This is a genomic window from Mycobacterium persicum, assembly GCF_002086675.1.
GTDB lineage: Bacteria > Actinomycetota > Actinomycetes > Mycobacteriales > Mycobacteriaceae > Mycobacterium > Mycobacterium persicum.
In genome coordinates, this window is sequence record NZ_MVIF01000030.1 from 14,841 (window position 1) to 38,827 (window position 23,987).

The 23,987-nt window shown below is 67.0% G+C and carries 16 protein-coding genes and 3 pseudogenes; 11 read left to right on the forward strand and 8 right to left on the reverse strand.

Going from position 1 to position 23,987, the window contains the following annotated elements; genetic code table 11:
- Positions 1–107 precede the first annotated feature (107 nt).
- Together mmaA2 and BST40_RS12010 are read left to right on the forward strand one after the other, a co-directional pair.
- Complete coding sequence (gene mmaA2 / locus BST40_RS12005; protein ID WP_075549492.1) at positions 108–971, forward strand: cyclopropane mycolic acid synthase MmaA2; 864 nt, start codon at positions 108–110, stop codon at positions 969–971.
- 59 nt (positions 972–1,030) lie between these two features.
- Positions 1,031–2,037: pseudogene (locus BST40_RS12010) on the forward strand (acyltransferase family protein).
- Here the strand turns inward: BST40_RS12010 and BST40_RS12015 are convergent.
- On the reverse strand, positions 2,004–3,500 hold the full coding sequence (locus BST40_RS12015) for a potassium/proton antiporter (RefSeq protein ID WP_083154363.1): 1,497 nt from the start codon (positions 3,498–3,500) through the stop codon (positions 2,004–2,006). The pseudogene BST40_RS12010 and the gene BST40_RS12015 overlap by 34 nt on opposite strands.
- Positions 3,501–3,652: 152 nt before the next feature.
- Here BST40_RS12015 and BST40_RS12020 point away from each other — a divergent pair, with 152 nt between their 5' ends.
- The 4 genes and pseudogenes from BST40_RS12020 (at position 3,653) to BST40_RS32525 (ending at position 8,561) form a co-directional block, all read left to right on the forward strand.
- Complete coding sequence (locus tag BST40_RS12020; RefSeq protein WP_075549490.1) at positions 3,653–4,357, forward strand: potassium channel family protein; 705 nt, start codon at positions 3,653–3,655, stop codon at positions 4,355–4,357.
- Between the two features lie 84 nt (positions 4,358–4,441).
- Positions 4,442–6,757 (forward strand): Tex family protein, encoded by a 2,316-nt coding sequence (locus BST40_RS12025; RefSeq protein ID WP_075549489.1) that lies wholly within the window; start codon positions 4,442–4,444, stop codon positions 6,755–6,757.
- Positions 6,758–6,761: 4 nt separating this feature from the next.
- Positions 6,762–8,412: pseudogene (locus BST40_RS12030) on the forward strand (DUF4185 domain-containing protein).
- 20 nt (positions 8,413–8,432) lie between these two features.
- Positions 8,433–8,561 (forward strand): hypothetical protein, encoded by a 129-nt coding sequence (locus BST40_RS32525; protein WP_255245952.1) that lies wholly within the window; start codon positions 8,433–8,435, stop codon positions 8,559–8,561.
- Positions 8,562–8,571: 10 nt separating this feature from the next.
- Here BST40_RS32525 and BST40_RS12035 read toward each other — a convergent pair whose 3' ends face one another.
- Positions 8,572–9,069 (reverse strand): flavin reductase family protein, encoded by a 498-nt coding sequence (locus tag BST40_RS12035; protein ID WP_083154375.1) that lies wholly within the window; start codon positions 9,067–9,069, stop codon positions 8,572–8,574.
- Positions 9,070–9,121: 52 nt separating this feature from the next.
- Positions 9,122–9,958, reverse strand: a complete 837-nt coding sequence (locus BST40_RS12040) for an SDR family NAD(P)-dependent oxidoreductase (RefSeq protein WP_083154365.1) — start codon at positions 9,956–9,958, stop codon at positions 9,122–9,124.
- A 184-nt stretch (positions 9,959–10,142) separates the two neighbouring features.
- Between BST40_RS12040 and BST40_RS12045 the strand changes: the two are divergent.
- Positions 10,143–10,612, forward strand: a pseudogene (locus BST40_RS12045) (divalent metal cation transporter); the annotation flags it as partial.
- A 15-nt stretch (positions 10,613–10,627) separates the two neighbouring features.
- Here BST40_RS12045 and BST40_RS12050 read toward each other — a convergent pair.
- Entirely contained in the window at positions 10,628–12,004 is a 1,377-nt protein-coding gene (locus tag BST40_RS12050; protein ID WP_075549486.1) for an FAD-binding oxidoreductase, read from the reverse strand.
- A 155-nt stretch (positions 12,005–12,159) separates the two neighbouring features.
- On the opposite strand from BST40_RS12050, the gene BST40_RS32530 reads away from it, so the two are divergent.
- Positions 12,160–15,057, forward strand: coding sequence for a helix-turn-helix transcriptional regulator (locus BST40_RS32530; protein WP_083154367.1), 2,898 nt, complete (start codon positions 12,160–12,162; stop codon positions 15,055–15,057).
- A gap of 3 nt (positions 15,058–15,060) precedes the next feature.
- Here the strand turns inward: BST40_RS32530 and BST40_RS12060 are convergent, their stop codons facing one another.
- Complete coding sequence (locus tag BST40_RS12060; protein ID WP_075549572.1) at positions 15,061–15,330, reverse strand: DUF4242 domain-containing protein; 270 nt, start codon at positions 15,328–15,330, stop codon at positions 15,061–15,063.
- A gap of 379 nt (positions 15,331–15,709) precedes the next feature.
- On the opposite strand from BST40_RS12060, the gene BST40_RS12065 reads away from it, so the two are divergent.
- Both BST40_RS12065 and BST40_RS12070 read left to right on the forward strand, forming a co-directional pair.
- Complete coding sequence (locus tag BST40_RS12065) at positions 15,710–16,732, forward strand: alpha/beta hydrolase (RefSeq protein WP_176357708.1); 1,023 nt, start codon at positions 15,710–15,712, stop codon at positions 16,730–16,732.
- Positions 16,733–16,955: 223 nt separating this feature from the next.
- Entirely contained in the window at positions 16,956–18,398 is a 1,443-nt protein-coding gene (locus BST40_RS12070; RefSeq protein ID WP_075549570.1) for a serine/threonine-protein kinase, read from the forward strand.
- Between the two features lie 83 nt (positions 18,399–18,481).
- On the opposite strand, the gene BST40_RS12075 is transcribed toward BST40_RS12070, so the two are convergent.
- The gene (locus tag BST40_RS12075) at positions 18,482–19,825 is read right to left on the reverse strand and encodes a PPE family protein (protein WP_083154376.1); all 1,344 of its coding nucleotides are present in this window, start codon (positions 19,823–19,825) and stop codon (positions 18,482–18,484) included.
- 434 nt (positions 19,826–20,259) lie between these two features.
- A complete protein-coding gene (locus BST40_RS12080) occupies positions 20,260–20,565 on the reverse strand; it encodes a hypothetical protein (RefSeq protein WP_089025109.1) in 306 nt (101 codons plus the stop codon).
- 196 nt (positions 20,566–20,761) lie between these two features.
- Between BST40_RS12080 and BST40_RS12085 the strand changes: the two genes are divergently transcribed.
- Positions 20,762–23,401, forward strand: a complete 2,640-nt coding sequence (locus BST40_RS12085) for an FHA domain-containing protein (RefSeq protein ID WP_083154378.1) — start codon at positions 20,762–20,764, stop codon at positions 23,399–23,401.
- Between the two features lie 19 nt (positions 23,402–23,420).
- On the opposite strand, the gene BST40_RS12090 is transcribed toward BST40_RS12085, so the two are convergent.
- On the reverse strand, positions 23,421–23,942 hold the full coding sequence (locus BST40_RS12090) for a GNAT family N-acetyltransferase (RefSeq protein WP_241780353.1): 522 nt from the start codon (positions 23,940–23,942) through the stop codon (positions 23,421–23,423).
- Positions 23,943–23,987: the final 45 nt, after the last annotated feature.

The following is a 23,987-nucleotide window of genomic DNA, read 5'->3' on the forward strand; positions in this document are numbered from 1 at the left end:
CGCCGAATCGGCTAGCATTTCCGGGCACGCCTTGGGGGAGATTGTCGGTGCACATTCGGGGGGCACCATAAACGTGGTCTCCGGGCCGGAAAGGCGTAACAAACTCAATGGCTGGACAACTGACGCCGCATTTCGACGACGTGCAGGCGCACTACGACTTGTCCGACGACTTCTTCCGGTTATTTCTGGACCCGACCCAGACCTACAGCTGCGCCTACTTCGAGCGCGACGACCTGACGCTGGAGCAGGCCCAGATCGCCAAGATCGACCTGTCGCTGGGCAAGCTGGGCCTGCAGCCCGGCATGACGCTGCTCGACGTCGGCTGCGGTTGGGGTGCCACCATGCGCCGGGCCATCGAGAAGTACGACGTCAACGTCATCGGGCTGACCTTGTCGAAGAACCAGGCCGCCCACGTCCAGAAGACCTTCGACGAACTCGACACCCCCCGCAGCAGGCGGGTGCTGCTGGCGGGCTGGGAACAGTTCGACGAGCCCGTCGACCGGATCGTGTCCATCGGCGCCTTCGAGCACTTCGGCCACGACCGTCACGCGGACTTCTTCGCCCGGGCCTATCGGATCCTGCCCGCCGACGGCGTGATGCTGCTGCATACCATCACCGGACTGACCATGCAGCAAATGGTCGACGCCGGCTTGCCGCTCACCTTGTGGTTGGCCCGCTTCCTGAAGTTCATCCAGACCGAGATCTTCCCCGGCGGCCATCCGCCGACGATCGAGATGGTGGCAGAGCAGTCCACTGCGGCAGGCTTTGCCCTGACGCGGCGCCAGTCGCTGCAACTGCACTACGCGCGGACCCTGGACCTGTGGGCGCAGGCCCTGGAGGCACACCACGACGAGGCCGTCGCGATCCAGTCCGAAGAGGTCTACCAGCGCTACCTGAAGTACCTGACCGGCTGTGCCAAGCTCTTCCGCGACGGCTACATCGACGTCAACCAGTACACCTTGCAGAAGTAGGGGTTTCGGGGGCAGTCCTACTCATCCGCGGCGGGCGTGCGGTTCCGCATGCTGGTCGCATGCCCGCGACCCAATTCGATGCCGCCGCCACCGCGCACCACACACCCACTGACCGCGACCGCGCCGTCGATGCGGCGCGGCTTGCCGCGCTCGTCGTCGTGATGTTCGGGCACTGCGCCCTGCTGCTTGCCACCATCGATTCCCACGGCGTCCGGATCGCCAACCTGCGGTCGTGATCGCGTCGCTGCTGGCGGCAGCAACCGCGGTCGACCAGATACGGTTCGCTGCCGGCACTCCCGAATCGGGCGTGGCGAACTTCGTGATCGTGTGGCTGATCCCGGTGGTCATCGGTGTCGGCTATGCGCGGCGGCTGATCGGCCCGCGGGCCGCGCTCGTGGCAGCCGGCTTCGCGTTCACCGCACAATTCGAGCTCGCCCTCGCCGGCGCCTACGACGTCTCGCTGGTGGTGACCGGTGCCGAACGGATCTCCAACGTGTCGCCGCCGACGTTGCTGCTTGCGCTGCACTGCACGTGGATGTCGTGCGTGTTCGTCGCCGCGGCGGGAGCCATCCGGCGATGGGCCGCGCGACGGCGTGTCTGGCAGGTGGTGGCGCTGGGTAACGGTGGCGCGATGACGCTCTACCTTTGGCACATCCCGTCGATCGCGGTTGCGGCCGTTTACTTGCATGCCATGGGCCTCGACGCATACGACGTGCACGCGCCCGGGTTCTGGGCTCGGCTGGCACTGCGCGCGATTGTCTTCACCATCGTCATGGCCGGGGTGTTGCGGCTGCTCGCACCGCTCGAGCACCGGCGGCTGCCGTGGTGGGACGGGCCGGTTCAGGGCACCGGCGGCGCCCGGTCGGTCGCCGCCGGCGCGCTGGTATGTGCGGCGGGTGTCGCGCTCGTCGCGCTGGCCAAGAACGGCCTCGGCGATGTCGAGGGGTGGACAGCGCTGGGATGCTTCCTGGCGGCGTTGCTGGCGGCGCGGACGAGCTCCGGGTTGGTGTCGCGGCCGATGCCGGCCGGGCGTCAGTCGGGTTCGCCGTACTCGTCGAACCAGTAGGCCAGTTTGCCCCGCCGGCTCACCGCGCGAAGTCTCGCCTCGGCCGCCGCCCGTGTGTTGGAGGTGGTGACGATAAGTAGTTCGTCGCCGCGTTCGATCCGTGTGTCGGGCAGCGGGACGAAGGTGTGGCCGTTGCGGATGATCAGGGTGATCACGGCCGGGTCGGGCAGCCGCAGCTCCAGGACGGTGACGTTGTGCAGGCGCGACGGCGGCTGCACCGTCATGGTCAGCAGCTCCGCGTCGAGCACGTCCAGCGGCGCCGCTTCCACCTGGATCTCGCGGGTGTCCTCGCGGGCAATCAGTCCCAGCCGATGCGCGATCGGGCGCAGGCTCGGGCCCTGCACCAGGGTGAACACCACGACCAGCATGAAGACGATGTTGAGCAGCCGATAACTGTCCGCGACGCCCGCGACGACCGGAAAGGTGGCCAGCACGATCGGCACCGCCCCCCGCAGACCTGCCCACGACAGGAAGACCTGGTCCTGCCACGGGATCCGGAACGCCGCCAGCGACGCCACCACCGACAGCGGCCGGGCGATCAGCAGCAACAGCAGTCCGACGACGATCGCGGCCACCACGTCGTGGGCCACGTCGCCAGGGTCCACCAGCAGTCCGAGCAACACGAACAGCCCAATCTGCGCCAGCCAGCCGACGCCCTCGGCGAACGACCGGGTCGCCGACCGGTGCGGCAGGCCCGAGTTGGCCAACACCACCGCGGCCAGATAGGCGGCGATGAATCCGCTGGCGTGGCTGGCGCCGGCGGCCGCGAACGCGACCAGACCCAATCCGAAGGTCGCGATCGGGTACAGGCCGGAGGCGGGCAGCGCGATACGTCGCAGCGCGAAGGCGCCCAGGTAGCCGATCGTCACGCCCACCGCGGAGCCGGCGAGGAGCTCGAACAGCAGATCGGCGATCGCCGTCCCGGGCTCGACGGCGAAGGGCACCGCACTGAACATCAGCACCAGGATCACCGCGGGAGCATCGTTGAACCCGGATTCGGCCTCGAGCAGTCCGGCGACGCGCCGCGGCAGCGGCAGCACCCGCAGGACCGAGAACACCGCTGCGGCGTCGGTGGAGGAGACGATGGCTCCGAGCAACAGGGCCACCTGCCAGTCGACGCGCAGCAGCAGGTGCGCGCCAACGGCCGTAACCGCCATGCTGACCAGGACGCCGACGGTGGCCAATGTCGCCGCGGGTCCCAGCACCGTGCGGATGTCGGTGAATCGGGTGGTCAATCCGCCTTCGACGAGAATCAGGGCCAGCGCCGCGGTGCCCACGTTTCTGGCCAGCTGGACATCGTCGAACCTCAGCCCCAGCCCGTCCTCCCCGACGGCGACGCCGACCAGCAGGAAGAGCAGCATGCTGGGAAATCCCACCCGAGTCGCCAACCGGGTGCCCACGATGCTTGCCAGCAGCACGAGGCCACCGATCAACAAAGCCAGATACAGCTGCTGCAAGCTCATTTGGTTTCCGTCCAGATGTGATCTCGGCGGCGGTAGCTCGGCGCGCGAGGCGGCGTGCTGCCAGTAAATCAGTAAGGCGCGGCCCGCTGTTGGCCGCACACTGCGGACCCTGGCAGCCGATGAGACAAGATGACTGGGTGGCGACGGGAAAAATGCGCATCGCGATTGCCGGCGCGGGCAAGGTCGGCCGTTCGGTCGCGCAGGAATTGCTGGATCGCGGTCACAAGGTCTTGTTGATCGAACGGCAACGGAACAACTTTGAACCACATACGGTTGCTGCCGCGGATTGGTTGCATGCCGACGCCTGCGAACTGTCGACGATGCATGAAGCGGGGGTGCAGACCTGCGACGTGCTGATCGCCGCCACCGGAGACGACAAGGCCAATCTGGTGGTGGGCCTGCTGGCCAAGACCGAGTTCGGGGTGCCCCGGGTGGTGGCGCGGATCAACGACCTGCGCAACGAGTGGCTGTTCGGCCGCGCCTGGGGTATCGATGTGGCGGTCTCGACACCGGGCGCCATGATCGCCGGTGTCGAGGGCGCCATCGACGTCGGTCACCTGGTGCGCATGATGGTGTTGCGCGAGGGCCGGGCGGCTTTGACGAAACTCACACTACCCGAAGACAATCCGCTGGTGGGACGACGGGTGTGCGAGCTTGACCTACCGGCAAATACCGCGTTGGTCACCGTGCTGCGCGGCGACGCGGTCAAAGTTCCGCAGCCCGAAGACGTGCTCCGCGCCGGCGACGAGATGCTGTTCATCGCCGACAGCTTCCTGGAGCGTTCGGTGTGGGCTGCCATGTACAGCGCCGCGCCCGCACGTGCCTCGACCAGGCCGGGCCGGCCACGGTCGTCATGAGGGGCCAGCGGGGAGGGCACGTCTGCGACGCGCCGTGCCCGGTTGCCCGAGCGGTGTCGGGACCATTCGGTAGGGTTCCTGCGCGTGAATCCAAGCACCGCAATCAAATCCGTAACCACCCGGCTCGCTGAGGAACTCGCCGTCGAGGAGGCCCACGTGGCCGCGGCGGTCGGGTTGCTCGACGGTGGCGCCACGGTCCCGTTCATCGCCCGGTACCGCAAGGAGGCTACCGGCGGTCTCGACGACGGGCAGCTGCGAACCCTGGCCGAGCGTTTGTTGTACCTACGGGAGCTCGACCAACGCCGGGCAGCGGTGCTGGCGTCTATCCGGGAACAGGGAAAGCTGACTGACGAGCTGAGGGCTGCGCTGCTGCGCGCCGACACCAAATCGCGGGTCGAAGACATCTACCTGCCCTACAAACCGAAGCGTCGGACCAAGGCGCAGATCGCCCGCCAGGCAGGGCTCGAGCCGCTGGCCGATCGATTACTGTCCGACCCGGCCCTGGTTCCCGAGGCCGCGGCCGCGGCCTTCGTGTGCGCCGATGTCGCCGATGTCGCTGCCGCGCTGGATGGCGCCCGGCACATCATCGTCGAGCGAGCCGCCGAGGACGCCGAGCTGATCGGCGCCATCCGGGAGAAGTTCTGGGCCCAAGGCTCGCTGGGTAGCGCGCCTTGGTCGGAAGAGGTCGCCAAAACTGCTGCCGCACAGAACTTTCGTGACTACTTCGGGTTCTCCGAGTCACTGCAGACGATGCCGTCACACCGGGTGCTGGCCCTGCTGCGCGGCGAGAAGGAAAAGATCCTTGCCCTGACCTTCGACGGCGGCGCGGACGACGGTTACGAAGCGATGGTTGCCGCTCGCCTTGGCGTGGACCTGTCGGCGCAGACGGCCGCGACGCCGTGGCTGGCCGCGACGGTGAGATTCGCCTGGCGCACCAGGCTGATGTCGTCGGCGGCCGTGGACGCCCGGATCCGACTGCGGCAACGCGCGGAAGAACAGGCCGTCACGGTGTTCGCCAAGAACTTGACTCACCTGCTGCTCGCCGCCCCGGCCGGGGCGCGCACGACCCTCGGCCTGGATCCCGGCTTCCGGACGGGTGTCAAAGTTGCCGTGGTCGACCCGACGGGCAAGGTGGTGGACACTTGTGCGATCTACCCGCATCAGCCGCAACGGCAATGGGATTTGGCCAAGGCGACGTTGGCCGCGCTGGTGGCGCGTCACGGCGTCGAGTTGATCGCCGTCGGCAACGGCACCGCGTCGCGCGAGACCGACACGCTGGCAGCCGAACTCATCAACGACATCCGGGCCGCCGGGGCCCCCGCACCCACCAAGGCGATGGTCAGCGAGGCCGGCGCATCGGTGTATTCGGCCTCGGCCTACGCTGCGCACGAGCTGCCCGAGCTCGATGTGACGCTGCGCGGAGCGGTGTCGATAGCGCGGCGGCTACAGGATCCGCTGGCCGAGTTGGTGAAAATCGACCCGAAGTCGATCGGGGTGGGGCAGTATCAGCATGACGTGACCCCGGCGGTGTTGGCCCGCAGCCTCGACGCTGTGGTCGAGGACGCGGTGAACGCGGTGGGCGTTGACCTCAACACGGCATCGGTCCCACTGCTGGCGCGGGTCTCCGGGATAACGGAATCGTTGGCCGAAGCGATCGTCGCGCATCGTGACACGACAGGTCCGTTCACCAGTCGCCAGGCTTTGCTGGACGTTCCTCGCCTGGGGTCCAAAGCATTTGAGCAGTGTGCCGGGTTTCTGCGGATTCGCGACGGCGACGACCCGCTGGACGCGTCCGGTGTTCATCCCGAGGCATACCCGGTCGTCCGCCGCATTCTCGATCGAGCGGGTGTCTCGCTGGCCGAAATCATCGGCGACGCAGCTGCTTTGAGATCACTGCGGCCCGCTGACTTCGCCGACGACCGCTTCGGCGTCCCCACTGTCACCGATATCCTCGCCGAGCTGGAGAAACCAGGACGCGATCCGCGTCCGACATTCACCACGGCCACCTTCGCCGCCGGCGTGCAGAAGATGGCCGATCTCGAGGCGGGGATGATCTTGGAGGGGGTGGTGACCAACGTCGCCGCCTTCGGCGCCTTCGTTGACATCGGCGTGCATCAGGATGGCCTGGTGCATGTCTCCGCGATGGCCGAGCGCTTCGTTGCCGACCCACACGACGTCGTACGGTCCGGACAGGTGGTACGGGTAAAGGTCATGGATGTCGACGTCGAACGCCGGCGGATCGGACTGAGCCTACGCCTCAACGACGACCCGCAACGCCGGCCGGTGAGCCGGCCAGAGCGGCCAAACTCGGCTCATGGCAAGAACTTTGGCCGTCAGCCGGCCGACTCGCCGGCCGGCTCGATGGCCCGGGCGTTGCGGAACGCGGGATTCGGGAGCTGAGCATGTGCCCTCGAGCCTCCGCGTCCGCCACGGGCCAATTACGCGGGGCGCGAATTGCATTGCGACACGGTCACAGCTGCATACCTATCGTGGATCCGTGATCACAACGTCCACATGAATCACTATCGTCACATCAGCCAACTGCGGACGTCAATCCGACGTTTGTGCCCCTGGAAGGTTGTGACATGTCGGCGATTCATCGAGTCGTGTCGGTATCGGTGGCGTCGGCGGCCGCATTGGGACTCATCAGCGTGGTGGGCCTGGCGCCGGTGGCAACGGCGGTGCCGTGCAGCGGGGACGCCGCCAACGCCCCGCCGCCGCCGAACGCCATTGTGACCAACCCGGGGGGCACCACGCTCGGCCCGATGACAAGGGGGCCGAGGCCTCGTGGTGCCAACGACCGGGCGCCGTTACCTAGGTTGGGGCCCCTGTCGCGGTTGATCAATCCGGGTCCTCGATCCGCGCCGATCCAGCAGCAAGCGGCGACTCCGCCGCACCAGGCGGCGGTCCCCCCACCCGCTCCGCCCAACCCGGGCAACCCGTCTCCCAATGCCACCCAGTTGGCCCCCAATGCGGCGCCGGTGCCGCCGCCCGGCGCACCCGATCCTGGCGCCGCACTCGGGGGTGCCACGACGTCGCTTGCCGAGTGGGTGACCGGACCCGACAGCCCCAACAAGACTCTCGAACAATTCGGCATTTCCGGAACCGACCTCGGAATCCTTTGGGACAACGGCGATCCCGCCAACCACCAGGTACTCATGGCCTTCGGCGACACCTTCGGCTATTGCGCGGTCAAGGAACACCAGTGGCGGTACAACACGCTGTTCCGCAGTCAGGACCGTGATCTGGGCGACGGAATCCGCGTCGCGCCTGGCGACGCCGCCAACCGGTACTCCGGATCGCCGGTGCGTCAACCGGGCTTTTCCAAGCAGATCATCAGCAGCATCAAGTGGGCGCCCGACGAGACCGGAATCATTCCGACCTCCGGAATCTCCATCGGAAGAACCCAATACATCAACTTCATGTCCATCAGAGATTGGGGCCGCGACGGTGAATGGACCACCAACTACTCGGGCATCGCGGTGTCCAAGGACAACGGCCAGAACTGGGGGGTCTATCCCGGCACCATCCGCGCATCCGGGCCAGACAGCGGACGAGCCCGGTTTGTGCCCGGAAATGAGAACTTCCAGATGGGGGCGTTCGTCAAGTCGAACGACGGCTATCTGTACTCGTTCGGAACCCCACCGGGACGCGGCGGTTCGGCGTTTTTGGCGCGAGTTCCCCAGCAGTTCGTGCCGGATCTGAGCAAATACCAATACTGGAACGGTGACTCGAATTCCTGGGTGCCGAACAAACCGGATGCCGCGACGCCGGTTATCCCGGGGCCGGTGGGCGAAATGTCGGCTCAATACAACACTTATCTGAAGCAATATCTGGTGATGTACACCAACGGTATGAATGACGTCGTGGCGCGCACGGCGCCGGCTCCGCAGGGCCCGTGGAGCCCCGAGCAGATGCTCGTGTCGTCCTGGCAGATGCCCGGCGGCATCTACGCGCCGATGATGCATCCCTGGTCGACCGGCAAGGACGTCTACTTCAACCTGTCGCTGTGGTCGGCTTACAACGTGATGTTGATGCACACCGTCCTGGGATAACGTGGGTTCTCCACAAGCCGTTGACGAGCCCGTCCCGGTTTCCCCACCTGGTCGGGCGTGAACCGGCGGTGGTAGCTGGTGGCGGCGTGGCCCGCGACGCCGGAGCGGCCGTTGCCGGGGCCTGCATCGACATTCTGCTGGGCGCCTGATCAGCGCAAGCTAGGCCTCATGGCCCGGAGGCAGGCCGCGAACGTCGCGGAACGACACCCACTGTTCCAGCTGGTGCGGCGGGCTGCCGTCCACCGGTTCCAGCAGATATCCGACATGGTCGCCGAGCGGAAACCGATCCACAATCTTGCCGACGAACCAGGCCGCGGCGTCGTCGAGGATGGGCGTCCGCGCCGGGCCGAGATGCCACGTGCAGCGGTCGAACTTGTTGACGGTGTCGCCGCTGCGGCTGCCGAAAAGCTCGACGACGTCGAGATGCTCACGGTCGAACAGGTGTACCGCCAGATGGGTGGCGTGGGCCGCCACCTGGAACGTGTGGTTCTGCTCGGACAGGCCGACCAGGAAGCGTGGGGGATGGATGCTGGCCTGACTGGCGAACCCCACCAGGCAGCCGGCCGGGGCGCCGCCGGCTGCGGCGGTGACGACGAAAATCGGGTAGTCCAGCAGGGACACCAGCTTGTCGAACGCTTCCACGTCGGGCTCGGTCACCTGCTCAGTCTTCCCGTTCACCAAGAATTGGAATCGCCGGGTGCCGGCGAAGCTACGGCGCGATGGGCCGGTTCGTCCATTCCCGGTCGGGTCGGCGCGCCGAGCGGAACCATCCGCCGGCCGCGCCGGTGCCGCCGTCGGTCGGGATGGTGTGGCCGGTGACGAATGTCGACAGGTCGGAGGCCAGGAAGAGGATGACCCGGGCCTGGTCTTGCGGCACACCCATCCGTCCGACCGGAACCCACTGCGGCCACTGGGCTTTTTCGTCGTCGGACAACCACTGCGAATACGGCACCTGCAGTGTTTCCGTCACATCGGGAGCGATCGCGTTGACTCGCACCCCGTGTCGGCCGACCTGCACGGCAAGGCTGCGGGTGAAATGAATGACGGCGGCTTTGAAGGCGGCGTACACCGGATCCTCCGGGTAACCGCGCAGCCCCTCCACGGACGACACGTTGACGATCGCGCCGGCACCTCGATCGATCATCGCCGGCAGGAACGCGTGAGTGGCCGACAACACGTGATGCAGGTTCACCCGGTAGAGCTCGCCCCACAATTCCGGGTCGGTGTCGACGAAATTGCCGGGGTGGCGCAGCCAGTGACCCACGTTATTGACCAGGACATCCACCCGGCCGTGGCGGTCGAGCACGGTCCGGGCCAGCGCGCCGATCTGGCCAGCGTCACGGACATCGGTGACGACCGCGAAGGCCGCGTCACCGATCTCTTCGACGGTTCGCTCGGCGAGGTCGGGGTCGATGTCGGCGACGACCACCCGGGCGCCGTGTTCGGCGAACAACCGTGAGGTCGCCGCGCCGATACCGCCGCCGCCACCGGTCACCACCGCCACCCGGTCGTCGAGTAGCGGGCGGCCGGGCGTGATGTCGTTCATGCTTACCCATCCTGGGATACCGGCGCGAGTTGTGGTTCATCCGCCTTGGCTGGCAGTCTTTCGAAGGAGTACCGGCAGGCCGGTGCGGCTTCGGCAAGAACCCGGTATGGCGCATCGCGTTGCCGTCAGATCGAGGGGTCGGTCGAGCCGTGACTGGGGTTAGCAGGCCGTCGGAGGAGCGTTCGTCGCCACGATCGGGGCGCGGCCGCGGGCGGTGGGCACTGCTGGCGCGGCGCATCTGCAAACCGTCGGGCAGATCGCCGGCGCCCTGCCCCCGCATCTGGGCGAATTCGGCGGCACCGCGTTGTTCGGTTTGGGGATGCTGGGCGAGGCCCTGGTCGCCGCGATCGTCGCTTCGCTGGCCGGTGCCTGGAGGCTGTCGCAGGTCTTCGGGTGGCAGTACACCCTCAACCAGCGGCCCACTCGGCCAACGCCAAGTTCTACACCACCTACGCCCTTGCTCACCTCGTCGGTGCGGCACTGGTCTTGGGCAGCGTCGACCTGGTCAATCTGGCCGTCGACGTCGAAGTGATGAACGCGTTGCTGCTACCGATCGTGCTGGGGCAGCTGCTGGTGCGGGAAGCCCGTGCGCTGTGCCTGGTTGTCATCGCCTTCGGGCTGTACATGGTTCCGCAAGCCCTCGGCTGGACGTGACCCATCCGGTGCCGGTCATCCCGCCGGAACGATGTTCTGGTTGATGTGGAACACGTTGTGCGGGTCGTAGGTCGCCTTGACCTGGCTGAGCCGCTGATAGTTGGGACCGTAGGTGGCGCGGACCCGGTCTTGGCCCTCGTCCATCATGAAGTTGACGTACGCGCCGCCCGCCGAATACGGGTGGGTGGCGTCCCAGTAGTCCACCGTCCAGCGCTTCAGGGCCGCGGCGTTCGCCGGGTCCGGGTCGACACCGGCGATGACTTGTGAGAAGTTGACATCCCGGTACGCCCAGGCGGTGTCGGTCTGGCCGACCCGGTGCACCGCGCCGTCGACCGGGTAGAGGTGCATGGTGGAGTGCATGGTCGGCAGTTCCTCGGTGAACCGGGCGTGCGCCTGCACGGCACCGTCGGCGATGGTCCGGAAGAAGTCGCCGCGCCAATACCATTGCAGCCCTTTGGGATACAGGGGGTCGAAGGTGGACTGCAGCGCGGGGTAGGGCGCCGCGCCCAGACCGTCGAAGGCCGGCTCCATCTGGCGCACCGGGGCGAACGCCTCCTCGGCCGCGGCCGGGTCGCCGGTGTAGCACCAGACCACCGCACACGCCTTGTGCAGGTGGAAAGCCTCGGGGAAGGGCGCCACCGGCGGGACGGTCATGGCGGCGAAGAACCCGTAGAGATCTTCGTCCTGGGCGGGTAGGAAGTCCCGGTACCAGCTCAGGATGTCGGCCGTGGCCGATGCCGGCCACGCGGTGGGACCGCAGATCACGGTGGGTACCGGATGCAGCCGGAAGGTAAACGCCGTGGCCACGCCGAAGTTTCCGCCGCCGCCGCGCAGCGCCCAGAACAGGTCGGGATGCTCAGATTCCGAGGCCGCCACCACGCGACCATCGGCCAGCACAAGCTCGGCTTCGAGCAGGTTGTCGATGGTCAAGCCGTACTTGCGCGACAAGTAGCCGTGGCCGCCGCCGAGGGTCAGCCCGCCGACGCCGGTGGTGGAAATGATGCCCGACGGCGTCGCCAGACCGTGCGCGTGGGTCGCGGCGTCCACCTGCCCCCACGTGGCGCCGCCTTGCACCCGGACGGTCCGCCGGTCGGCGTCCACGTCGATCCGGTTCATCGGCGACAGGTCGATGACGAGGCCGCCGTCGACGGTGCCGAATCCCGGGCCGTTGTGGCCACCCCCGCGCACGGCGACCGCGAGGTTGGCGGTGCGTGCGTACTCGAGGGCGGCCACGACGTCGGCGGCGGATCGGCAGCGCGCGATCATCGCCGGCCGCTTGTCGATCATCGCGTTGTGGACCGACCTGGCCTCGTCGTAACCGGGGTCGTCGGGCAGGATCAGCTGCGTGCCCAACCGGGTGCGCAGTTCGTCGGTCTCCGTGGTGAGGCTCATGTCGGTATCTCCCTCGGTGCTGGATAGCTCTTGATGACAGACGCTACGAGGTGCCGAGGTCCCAGGTCATGACCACAACGAGGGATTGTTGAGCCGTCCCGCGATAGTCACATCTGACTATCGACCGGCCGCGACGCCGAGATTACCTTGACACCATGGCGCAGTGGGAGCAGCCACCGCTTCCAGCCGAGCTGATCGCGCGTCGCGGCAGTCCGATGGTGGGTCGCGACCCGGAACTCGCGGTGTTCGAGCAGGCCTGGGAACGGGTGGAAAGCGGTAACCGTCAGGCGGTGTTCGTCGGCGGTGAACCGGGGGCCGGCAAGACGCGATTGGTTGCCGAGGTCGCCGGAACGCTGGCCGAACATGGGGTGGCGGTGCTGGTGGGCAGTTCGACGGCCGACGCGGGCGTGCCGTATGCGCCGTTCACCGAGGCGCTGGATCGGCTGCTGACCGCCGGTCCGCCGCAGACGATGGGGGAGCTGCTGGCCGATGTGGCAGTCCAGCTGCGCCGGCTGACAACCGAGGTCGACCGCCATCTTCCCGGTGTCGCCGCCGAAGACGACGTGGCGGCGCCCCGGCGGGCTCTTTTCGACGCGTTGACCGGCTTCTTGCGGCGCCTGAGCGTCGACCGCCCGATCGCGCTGGTGATCGAAGATCTCCAGTGGGCGCAGCTGCCCACCCTCGCGATGCTCGAACATGTGCTGATCGGCTGCGCCGATGTCCGCATGCTGGTGGTGGCCACCTTCCGCACCACCGAACCGGACCGCACCGAGGAGCTGGTCACCCGGCTGGCTGATCTGCACCGGTTCGACGGCGTCCGGCGCCTCGACCTGGAGGGTTTGGACACCGAGGCGATCGCCGAGTTCGTCCGCCGCACACAGCAATTGCCCACGCCGTCGCTGCGCAGCACCGCCGCCCTGTTACGCGACAAGACCGGCGGCAATCCGTTCTTCCTCAACGAACTGTGCAACCACCTGGAAATCCGGGGCGGGATAGCGGCGCTGGGTTCGCAGCGGACCGTCCCGGCGTCGATCGGCGACGCCATCGCCCGGCGCGTCGGCGGACTTGGCGCGGCTGTCCGCGACGTCGTCGAGCAGGCCGCGGTGCTGGGCCAAACGTTCGACCTGCCCGCGCTGATCGCCACCAGTCAGACCGATCTCACCGCGACGCTGGCAGCGATCGATTCGGCCGAAGCCGTCGGGCTGGTCCGGGCGGTGCCCGACTCCGACGGCGAGTTCGCCTTCGTGCACGCGCTCACCCGCGAAGCGGTGCTCGGTGGGATGGCGGCATCTCGGCTGCGGATCCTGCATGCCCGCGCGGCCGAAGCGCTGCAGGGGCGCGCGGACCCGTCGGTGGTTCCCCGTCTGGCCAATCATTACCTGGTGGCGCACGTGCTGGGCTACCACGAGCAGGCGCTGCGGTACGCGGGCCAGGCGGCGCGGATGGCCGAACAGAGCCTGGCCTACGAGGACGCGGCCAAATGGTACGAGCGGGCGGCCTCCCTCGCCGAGCTGAAGCTCGCCGACCGGGCAAAGCTCAACCTCTGGGCGGCCGCTAACCACATGCGAGCCGGCGATTTCGCCCGCGCGCGGGCCATCTATGAGCGCATCAGCGCAATCGAAGACCCGCTGATTCGGCTGCAGGCCGCGGTCGGTTACGAGGACGCGAGCTGGCGTCCGGGGCTGGCCGACTCCAAGGCCGCCGACCTATTGGCGTCGGCGCTGGAAAGCTGTGGGCTGGACACCGACGACCCGCGCTACATCCACGCTCTCGGCAGTTTCGGACGGGCTCTGGGCTTTGCCGGCGAGGCGGCACGTGCCCGCGAAATCAGCGACCGCGCAATCGAACTCGCGCGGGCAGTCGATGATCCGCCAGTGGTTCAGCATGCCTTGATGACGAGCCTTTGGCACCTGACGCCGGACATGTGCGCCATCCAGGAGGAGCGGTCCACCGAGCTGCTGCATGCGGCGCAGGCTCGTCGTGACTACGACGCGCTGGGTTCGGCCGCGCACTTTCGCGCCATGGTCAGCTATCTGACGGGGCGGCCCGAGGCCCTGGCGGCTTCGGCCGCCGACATGCAGCGATCGGTACAAGCCTGCGGCCAGCCCTTCTTCGGTTTCATCAGCGCGTGCGTCGAGCAAGCACTGGCATTTCTGCGCGGCGACTTCGCCGGTGCGCAGCGGTGGGCCGACATCGCGTTGCGCACCGGCAATTCGTTCGGCGCTGACGGAACCGAGGGCTCGCACGGAGTCCAGATGTTCATGATCCGCCGCGAAACCGGCGGGCTGGACAGATTCGCCGGTTTCGTCGACGGCAGCGAGAGATTCGCCGGCCGCTGGGTCCCCGGTCTGCTGGCGCTGTACACCGAGCTCGACTGTCAACGCGGCATGGCCCGCGCCCTGAACCACTTGCTCAACCGCAATCTCGGCGACCACACCGACGAGGCCCAGTGGCCGATGGAGCTGGTGTTCATGGTGGAGGCGGCCCTAGAGCTGGGCAACCGGGAAGCGTTACACGCACTGCGCCCGTTCGTTGCCCGCTACGCCGGCAAGAACCTGTTGGCCGGCCAGTTCGTCGCGCTGTTCGGTAGCGCCGACCGGTATCTAGCCCGCATCGCGGCACTGGGCGGCGACAATCCGGCGGCTGAGCGCCTTTTCGGCACCGCGCTGGAGATGGACCGGCGGATGGGTTCGGTCGTCCATGTGAGCGAGACGCTGGCCCGCCAAGCCTTGTTCGCCGCATCGCGCGGGCGAGCCGAGGAGGCCCGGCGACTGGCGGACGAGGCCGGTGCCATCGCCGCGCCGATCGGTCAGGTACGGGTTCTTGGCCTGGTGGATTCGTTGCTGACGAGCGGCCCCGACGGACTGACCGACCGGGAGGTCGAAGTGCTGCGGTTGCTGGCAGCGGGATTGAGCAACCGGGCCATCGGCGAACGGCTTTACATCAGCACCAACACGGCCGCCAACCATGTTCGCAGCATCCTGATCAAGACCGGGGCGGCCAATCGCACGCAGGCGGCTATGTATGCCGCCGACCACCAATTGCTGGGGTGACGATCAAATGTCGGCCGACGCGCCGTCCGGCAAGACGCGTTGGCTGACCTCGACGATGACATCGGCCGGAAGACCGGCCCGGGAAGCCGCGGTTCGGATCGCTTCAGGAGAGGGTGCTTCGTAGAGGCAGTATGTCTTTCGCTTGTCCGCCGACAAGAACGAATACAGCCAACGAACACCCTCCTCGGCATTAATCCGATTGATGCCGTCGGCGACCTCGAAGCTGGGTTCCAGCTTTTCGGCATAGGTGCGCTCGACCATGAATATCGGCACCCGGCCTCCTTCGCGCCCCTTTTTCGCCGGTTTACGGGTCGAACCCGCCCCGCGTCGGTTCATCATACGGCCGCGGTCGAGGACCACTTCCGCTACCAGTGGTAGCGGAACAGCGGGTGTGCTCAATGGCCTTCCGGTGACGGTCGATTAGCCAGACCCGGAAAAGACCTCGCGAATTTGCGGAAGCACCTTTATCACCGGCCAGGGGCGCAAACAAACTATCGCCCCACCGCACCACAGATCGCACTCCCCGTATACCCGGTCGTTTGCCGAATAAACGTGACAAATCCTACGCGCAGTGCGAGCAAGTACCGCAGTTTGGTGGTCACCGGCCAGGGTATCCATTGGCCATCATGAGGAGTTGATCACAATGGTCATGATGAAGAATCCCCGGCACGACCGGGGGAGGAAGCCGGATGGTCGGCGAATTCACCATCGCCACAGTCCGCAATCAATTGCCGTCTCGCTTGCCACCCGGTTGATCGTGAAGAACGCGGTGCGCGCCTGGGCCAGCCAACCGAATCTGCGCTGGCCATTTGATTACATCGACGGCTTAGCGGGTTTGCTGCCGCGTTTTCGCTCGTCGGCCAGGATTGACCCGGTACGCCTCGATCACTGCGCTGCTGAATGGGTTCGAGCACCGGGTGTTTCCCCGACACGGGCAATTCTTTACCTTCATGGCGGCGCCTTCCTCACCTGCGGCCTCAACACCCACCGCGCTCTGGTGTGCCGGTTGTCGAGGGCGGCGGATGCCGGTGTGCTCAACGTCGGATACCGCAAGCTGCCGTCGTACCAGATCACCGACGCGATCGAGGACGCACTGAGCGGTCTGGCCTGGTTGCAGGATCAAGGCTTCGCCGGCGAGCAGGTCGTGGTGGCGGGCGATTCGGCGGGCGGGTACTTGGCGTTCATGACGACGTTGTCGGCGATTCGCAGCCGCCTGGCGAAGCCGGCCGGCATCGCCACCGTTTCGCCCTTCACCGATCCCGATCCGGCCCGCAAGCTCGCCCACCGCAACGCACGCCGATGTTCGATGTTCACCTGCGGAGCCCTGTCGATGTTCGCCCGGTATCTGGGACAGGTGCAGCTGCCGCAGGATCAGCCGAAATCGTCACGTCGGGTCGAGTCCCCGGTGGACGCCGAGCTATCCCCGTTGCCGCCCGTCGCCATCCACGCGAGTTCGGACGAACTGTTGCTGGCCGACGCTGAGCTCATGGCGAAACGGCTCAACGCCGCGGGAGTCCGGTGTGATCTGCACCTGTGGGACGGCCAAATTCACGATTTCCCGCTGGCGGCGGACGTCTTGCCGGAAGGCAGGCGGGCCATTCGATACCTCGGCGACTTCGTCAAAGAGGTCACCGACGGTTGTGCGGCGCGCATGCCCGCCGCGGTAGCCGGGTAGCGCCTGTCGCGGATTTAGCCGCCCGATCAACTCCTAGTCGAATATCACGCATGGGGCTATCGCGCATGGACGCCGGGTTACCCGGCGCCTTGGCGTCGAAAACGCGATAAACCGATTGCCGGGCGCGCAGCACCCGTGTGATCGATCACAGCCGGTAGGTCCTGAGCTGGCCGGACACCCTGATCGTCGACCCCTCAACGGCATGGCGGGCTACGATGCCGCCATGCCGCTCGCCGAAGGTTCGACGTTCGCGGGCTACACCATCGTCCGACAGCTGGGCTCCGGCGGGATGGGCGAGGTCTACCTGGCCCGCCACCCGAGACTGCCACGCCAGGACGCCCTGAAGGTACTCCGGCCGGAGGTGTCCGCCGACACCGAGTACCGGGAACGCTTCAACCGTGAAGCCGACGCCGCGGCTTCGCTGTGGCACCCGCATATTGTCGCGGTGCACGACCGCGGCGAAACCGACGGCCAGTTGTGGATCGACATGGACTACGTCGACGGTGTGGACGCCGTGCGGTTGCTGCGCGAGCGGTATCCCAACGGGATGCCGGGCCCCGAGGTCACCGCGATCATCACTGCGGTGGCCGAAGCGCTCGACTACGCCCACGAACACAAGCTGCTGCACCGCGACGTCAAGCCCGCCAACATCCTGATCGCCAAGCCAGACTCCCCGGATCGGCGAATCATGTTGGCCGACTTCGGGATCGCCGGTTGGGTGGGCGAAGCCAGCGGGCTGACCGCGACCAATATGACCGTGGGCACCGTGTCCTACGCAGCGCCCGAACAACTGATGGGCCAAGACCTCGACGGCAGGGCCGACCAGTATGCCCTGGCCGCGACCGCGTTCCACCTGCTCACCGGCACCCCACCGTTCCAGCACTCCAACCCCGCCGTGGTGATCAGCCAGCACCTCAGCGCGTCGCCCCCGCCGATCGGTGATCGGCTGCCCGCGCTGGCGGACCTCGACCCGGTGTTCGCCAAGGCATTAGCCAAAGATCCCAAGGACCGGTATCAGCGGTGCATCGATTTCGCCCGGGCGCTCGGACATCGGGTAGGCGGTGCTGGCGACGTCGACGAAACTATCGCCCGGCCCGTCGCGCTGGCCGTGCCGCCGGCCAAACGGTCGCTGGTGCGACCAGCCGTGCTGATCCCCGCGGTGCTGGCGATACTGCTGGTCATCGCGATCGTGGTGGCGCTCCGCGAGTTCCAGCGCGCCGACGACGAGCGCGTGGTGTCCGCAACGACGTCCGGCTCACCGGCGACAACCACCACATCGGCGGCAACGACGTCCACTACCACGACTAGCACCACCGCGCCGCCGACCACACCATCGACTACCGCAGCGGCGCAGACCGAAACCACTACGTCGATAGCACCCGCGCCCGTCGTGGTCATCGGCGCGGTCTGCGCACCGCAGGGCAGTACCGGCGTCACCAAGACCGGGGCGACCGCCTACTGCTCGACCCTGCAGGGCACCAACACCACCATCTGGTCGCTCACCCCGGGCACGGTCGCAAGTCCGACGATCACCGCCACCGCGGAGCCCACCGAGTCGCCGCTGCCCACCGAGCAGGAATCGCCGATCCGGATCTGCATGCAGCAGACGGGCCAGACCCGTCGGCAATGTCGCGAGGAGATTCGCCGCAGCAACGGCTGGCCCTGATCATCGCTGCTACCGCTACCCCGTAGACCAGGCGGTGTCGCGGTCTCGAAGGGGCTCGCCGCAAGGGCTGCCGGCGCCGGTGCTCAGCTGGCCATGCTCGAATCCCAGGTACCGGGCAACATCGGCACCGCTAAGCCGCCGCCAAATTCGCTGCTCAAGGCCGTCAACCCGGACGGTCGCAGGACGGCCCCGTGAGGGGCGGTCCCAGCAAACCTTGAGATCTCGGCGCCCGATTCGGATGCCAGCACTTCCGACCCTGCTGAAGAACCGGAAGCGCCGGCCTGCGCCACCACCGAGTTCGCCGCTGCGGCCGCATCCGCGGCCGAGCCGGTTGCCGGGGCGATTCCGGCCGACAGAGCGACCGGCGGCGTGGTCAATCCGCCAATCGGCAAGGGAGTCGCAACACCGGTTTGCGGCACACCCGGTGAAACCCCCATCATTTCCGCCGCAATTGCGGCACCGCCGAGCAGCTCGCGTATCGCCTGCGCCACCGCTGCAGCTGCGTTGTCGACCGCCCAGTACAGCGTTCCCAGCACCTTCCCCAGGAACACGGCCAGCTGCTGGACCACCGCCTTCATCCACAGCAGCGTGATATCCAGGAAGAGGAGGACCAACTGAACTTGGTCCAGCAGCAATACCAGCAGGTCGGCGATGAGAAGGTTCAGTATCTTCACCATTTGAAGCGCATAGCCGGCAAGCAAGACCACGTAGGCGACCAGGAGTTGCACTAGGTCGAAGAGCATTTCAACCCCGAACCGGGCCAGCTCGCCGACCAACTCCCAGAGCGCCTGGCTCAGCACTTGGGCCAGCGTTTCAAGCAGCTGCCAGATTATGTGCCACCAGGGAGGTTTGGGGGGCGGGGGAAAGCTCCCCACGTGACCGACGTGGTGTTTGACTATGGCGGGGGCTGGCAGCGTATGCGGTGCCGCGACCAACGCCGCACCGCTGACGGCAGCGTACACACTCATCGTGACCGCGGCCTGGACCCACATCCGCGCATAGTCGGCTTCGTTGAGCGCAATCGGGATTGCATTGATCCCAAAGAAATTCGTCGCCATCAACACCGCGTGAGCGACGTGGTTGGCCGCCAGCTCAGCAAGGGTCGGCATTGCCGCCAACGCGGAGGCATAGGCCGCAGCCACGGTTTCATGCTGGGCTGCTGCGTCCAGGCTGTCGGTGCTGGCCTTCGTCAACCATGCCACGTAGGGCAGGTGCGCGGCGGCATAGCTCTCGGCGGTTGGGCCCTGCCAGTCCGCAGCCTGCACGCCGGCCAGTAAGGCGGTCAATTCCGCTGCCGCGTCAGCATATTCAGTACTCAGCGACGTCCACGCGTCGGCGGCAGCCAACAGTGGGCCGGGTCCCGGACCGCTGCCCAACGTCGTCGAATGCACCTCCGGCGGCAATGCCATCCAGATTTGGGCAATCATCAAGAACCTTCCGTTGTGACTCAAGGCGCCGCCGCGGCATCAACAAGGGCATTGGGCCTCGGTTCGGCGAATGCTCCGCGAGCGCGGGCCCAGCCTTCGGCGCCACCGCACATCAACCACGTTCTCCTCGAGTCGCGCTCGAAAATTGTTGTTCGGTCAAGACTTCCGACTTGGCATAGTGTTGGCGCTGACCACCCGCGTGCCTAGGGTTGATTGATCCCGCAATTGCCAAATGGGTGGGACAAAGCGCCCGTGGCATCGGCCGGCCTGCCGCCGGGGTGTGCAAGACGCCGCGCCAAGAGTTCAACCTGGGGCAACCTGCACAGCGAAGCCCATGGCCGTTATGCCCTCAGGCCCTCAGGCGGGCGACGGTCGTGTCGCCACGCCCCGGCTCAACCCACCAGGCGCGCCGACAGCGAGTCACAAATCAGCGATTACACACACCCGCTGACGCTGATGCGCCGGCCGACATTGGCGCAGACGTTGACATTGGGCGCCGGGGGTGGGGGAGGCGGATAGTCTTCCGGCAACGGGGCGTATTCCGACGGCGGTGGTACGTAGGGAGCCACCGCATCGGCAATGTTGGCGCATCCGCTGACGGAGACTCGCCGGCCGGCATTGACGCATACATCCGCATTCACTTGGGCGGTCGGCGCCATGTTGGCGAACACTTCTGGCACGGCGGTGAACGCCAGTGCCGATGTCGCTAACACGGCCGCGGGCCGCTTCCAGGGACGCATCGAGATCTCCTTGCTGCTGGCTGGCACCTGCCCGGCTTTACCAATCGATCGCGTGGGACTCGTTAGGCAACGAATTTTATCCGCGTTCTCGGATAACCAAGCACAGGTCATCCTGCGCGCCGCCGGATTCCACGCGACGAACACTCATCAACGTCTTGTTCTGCAGTTGGCGCTGCTGCCGTTACAGTTGGTCCCGATGACCCAAACAGTCGCGCCGCCAGTGCTGACCGTGCGATACAACGGAGCTGAGCGCACCTTCGCAGCCGGCCACGATGTCGTTATCGGCCGTGATCTACGCGCCGACGTCCGTGTCGCGGACCCGCTCATCTCGCGAGTGCACCTGTTGCTGCGCTTCGACCAGGGCCGCTGGATCGCCATCGACAACGGCAGCCTCAATGGCCTCTATGTCAATAACCGCCGCGTACCGGTTGTCGACATCCACGACGGCCAGCGGATCAACATCGGCAATCCCGACGGTCCGGCTCTGGACTTCGAGGTCGGTCGGCGCCAGCAGGGTTCTGTCGGGCGTCCCCCGCCGACGACGGCGATGCCGGTCCCCCCTATTCCGAGCGGCCCCTGGCCGGCCCACGCTGCGCCGCAGACCGGTGCTCAATGGCAGCCGCACCAGACGCCACCGCCACAAGCGCCACAGCAGCCACCGCCGACCACCCGGATACCCGCCCAACCGCCCAGCGGGCCACAGCACGCGCCGCCGTCGGGGCCGCCGCCGCACTACCCGACCGGCGCTCAACCGGTCCGCCCGCAGTCGGGGCCACAGCCGGCACCGCAGATATACCGCCCACCCGCGGCGAGTCCGCCACCGCCGGTAACCGTCCGTCCCGGCGGTGAAACGGGCAACATCGCGACGTCGATGATGAAGATCCTGCGGCCCGGCAAAGCCGCGGGGGAGTTGCCGCCCGGCTCGCTGCGGATCGGCCGGGCCGACGACAACGACATCGTCATCCCCGAGGTGCTGGCGTCGCGCCACCACGCCACCCTGGTCCCGACGCCCGGCGGCACCGAGATCCGCGACAACCGCAGCATCAACGGCACTTTCGTCAACGGGGTGCGGGTTGAATCGGCGTTGCTGCATGACGGCGACGTCGTCACGATCGGCAACATCGACCTGGTTTTCGCCGGCGGCGCGCTGGCGCGTCGCGAAGAGACGTTGTTGGAGACGCGCACCGGCGGTCTGGATGTGCGCGGGGTTACCTGGACGATCGAGAACAACAAGACGTTGTTGGACAACATTTCGTTGACCGCGCGCCCGGGCATGCTCACGGCCGTCATCGGTCCCTCCGGTGCGGGCAAGTCGACCTTCGCGCGGTTGGTGGCCGGCTACACGCATCCGACCAGCGGCACGGTGGCGTTCGAGGGTCACAACGTGCACGCCGAATACGCCTCGCTGCGAAGCAGGATCGGCATGGTCCCGCAAGACGATGTGGTGCACGGCCAGCTGACCGTCAAACAAGCGCTGATGTATGCCGCCGAGCTGCGGCTGCCGCCCGACACCACCAAGGATGACCGGGAACAGGTGGTTGCCCGGGTACTCGAGGAACTCGAGATGTCCAAGCATCTCGAGACCCGGGTCGACAAGCTGTCGGGCGGTCAACGTAAGCGTGCCTCGGTGGCGCTGGAACTGCTGACCGGACCGTCGTTGCTGATCCTCGACGAGCCGACCTCGGGCCTGGACCCGGCGCTGGACCGCCAGGTCATGACCATGCTGCGACAGTTGGCCGACGCCGGCCGGGTGGTGCTGGTGGTCACCCATTCGCTGACCTACCTCGACGTCTGCGATCAGGTGCTGCTGCTGGCCCCCGGCGGCAAGACGGCGTTCTGCGGGCCGCCCAACCAGATCGGCCCGGCCATGGGCACCACCAACTGGGCCGACATCTTCAGCACGGTGGCCGACGACCCGGACGGCGCCCAGGCCCGGTATCTGTCACGTACCGGCCCGCCGCCGCCGCCGCCGCCAGCCGAGCAACCCGCCGAGTTGGGCGATCCGTCGCACACCAGCCTGTTCCGGCAGTTCTCCACGATCGCTCGACGGCAGATCCGGTTGATCGTCTCCGACCGCGGCTACTTCGTCTTTCTGGCGCTCCTGCCGTTCATCATGGGTTCGCTGTCGATGTCGGTACCCGGTGACGTCGGCTTCGGTTTCCCCAACCCGATGGGCAATGCGCCCAACGAGCCCGGCCAGATCCTGGTGTTGCTCAATGTCGGCGCCGTCTTCATGGGAACCGCGCTGACCATCCGCGACCTCATCGGTGAGCGGCCCATTTTCCGGCGGGAACAGGCGGTCGGCTTGTCCACCACCGCGTACCTGGTCGCCAAGATCTGTGTGTACACCGTGTTCGCGGTGGTTCAGTCGGCGATCGTCACGATCATCGTGCTGATCGGCAAGGGCGGCCCGACGCAGGGTGCGGTGGCATTGGGCAAGCCGGGACTCGAGCTATTCGCCGACGTCGCGTTGACCTGCGTCGCCTCGGCGATGCTCGGGCTGGCATTGTCGGCTATCGCCAAATCCAATGAGCAGATCATGCCGCTGCTGGTGGTCGCGGTCATGTCGCAGCTGGTGTTCTCGGGCGGCATGATTCCGGTCACCGGACGTGCCGGCCTCGACCAGATGTCTTGGGCCACCCCGGCGCGCTGGGGATTCGCGGCCTCGGCGTCCACCGTCGACCTGATCAAGTTGGTGCCCGGCCCGCTGACTCCCAAGGATTCGCACTGGCATCACACGCCCGGCGCGTGGTGGTTCGACATGGGCATGCTGGCCGTGATCAGCGTTGCCTACCTGTGCTTCGTGCGGTGGAAGATCCGCCTGCCGCGCGGCTGATTGTGACCGGTAGGGCGACTCAGCCCTGGCCGGTGGATCGATGCAGGGTGAAACCTATCTGGGGTACCGCCAGCACGCCCGGTAGCAGGGTCAAGAGGTCGGAGCGCCCGTCGGGCCGGAAGCCCTTCTTGCGGTAGAAGCACTGCGCCTGATGGTTCATCTCGGCACACCATAGGACGGCGTCATGCGAGGGCTCGGAGCTGAGCGCGTGGTCGAGCAAGAGGCTGCCGATGCCCCGGCGTTCATGTCCCGCGGCGACGTAGAGCGCATCGATCTCGAGATGGTCGGGATTGCCCGGCTCCGGCCCGAAGATGCTCACCCCGACGATGTGGCCGCTCGACTCGGCCAGCCACATTCCCCATCCGGCGCGGCTCAACGCCAGCGGGTATTCCCGACCGATCCACGCCCGCCAATCGAAGAGATCGAGCAGCTCGGGAATCACGATTCCCCGGTACGACAGTCGCCAGCTCCGGTAGTGCATCGGCGCGACGTTCGCGTAGTCCGCCGGCTTGGCTCGCCGGATCGAGATACCGTCGGGCATCTCCGTCACGCTCGCTCCCGCTGGTCTCGTTCGAGGGGATGTTGA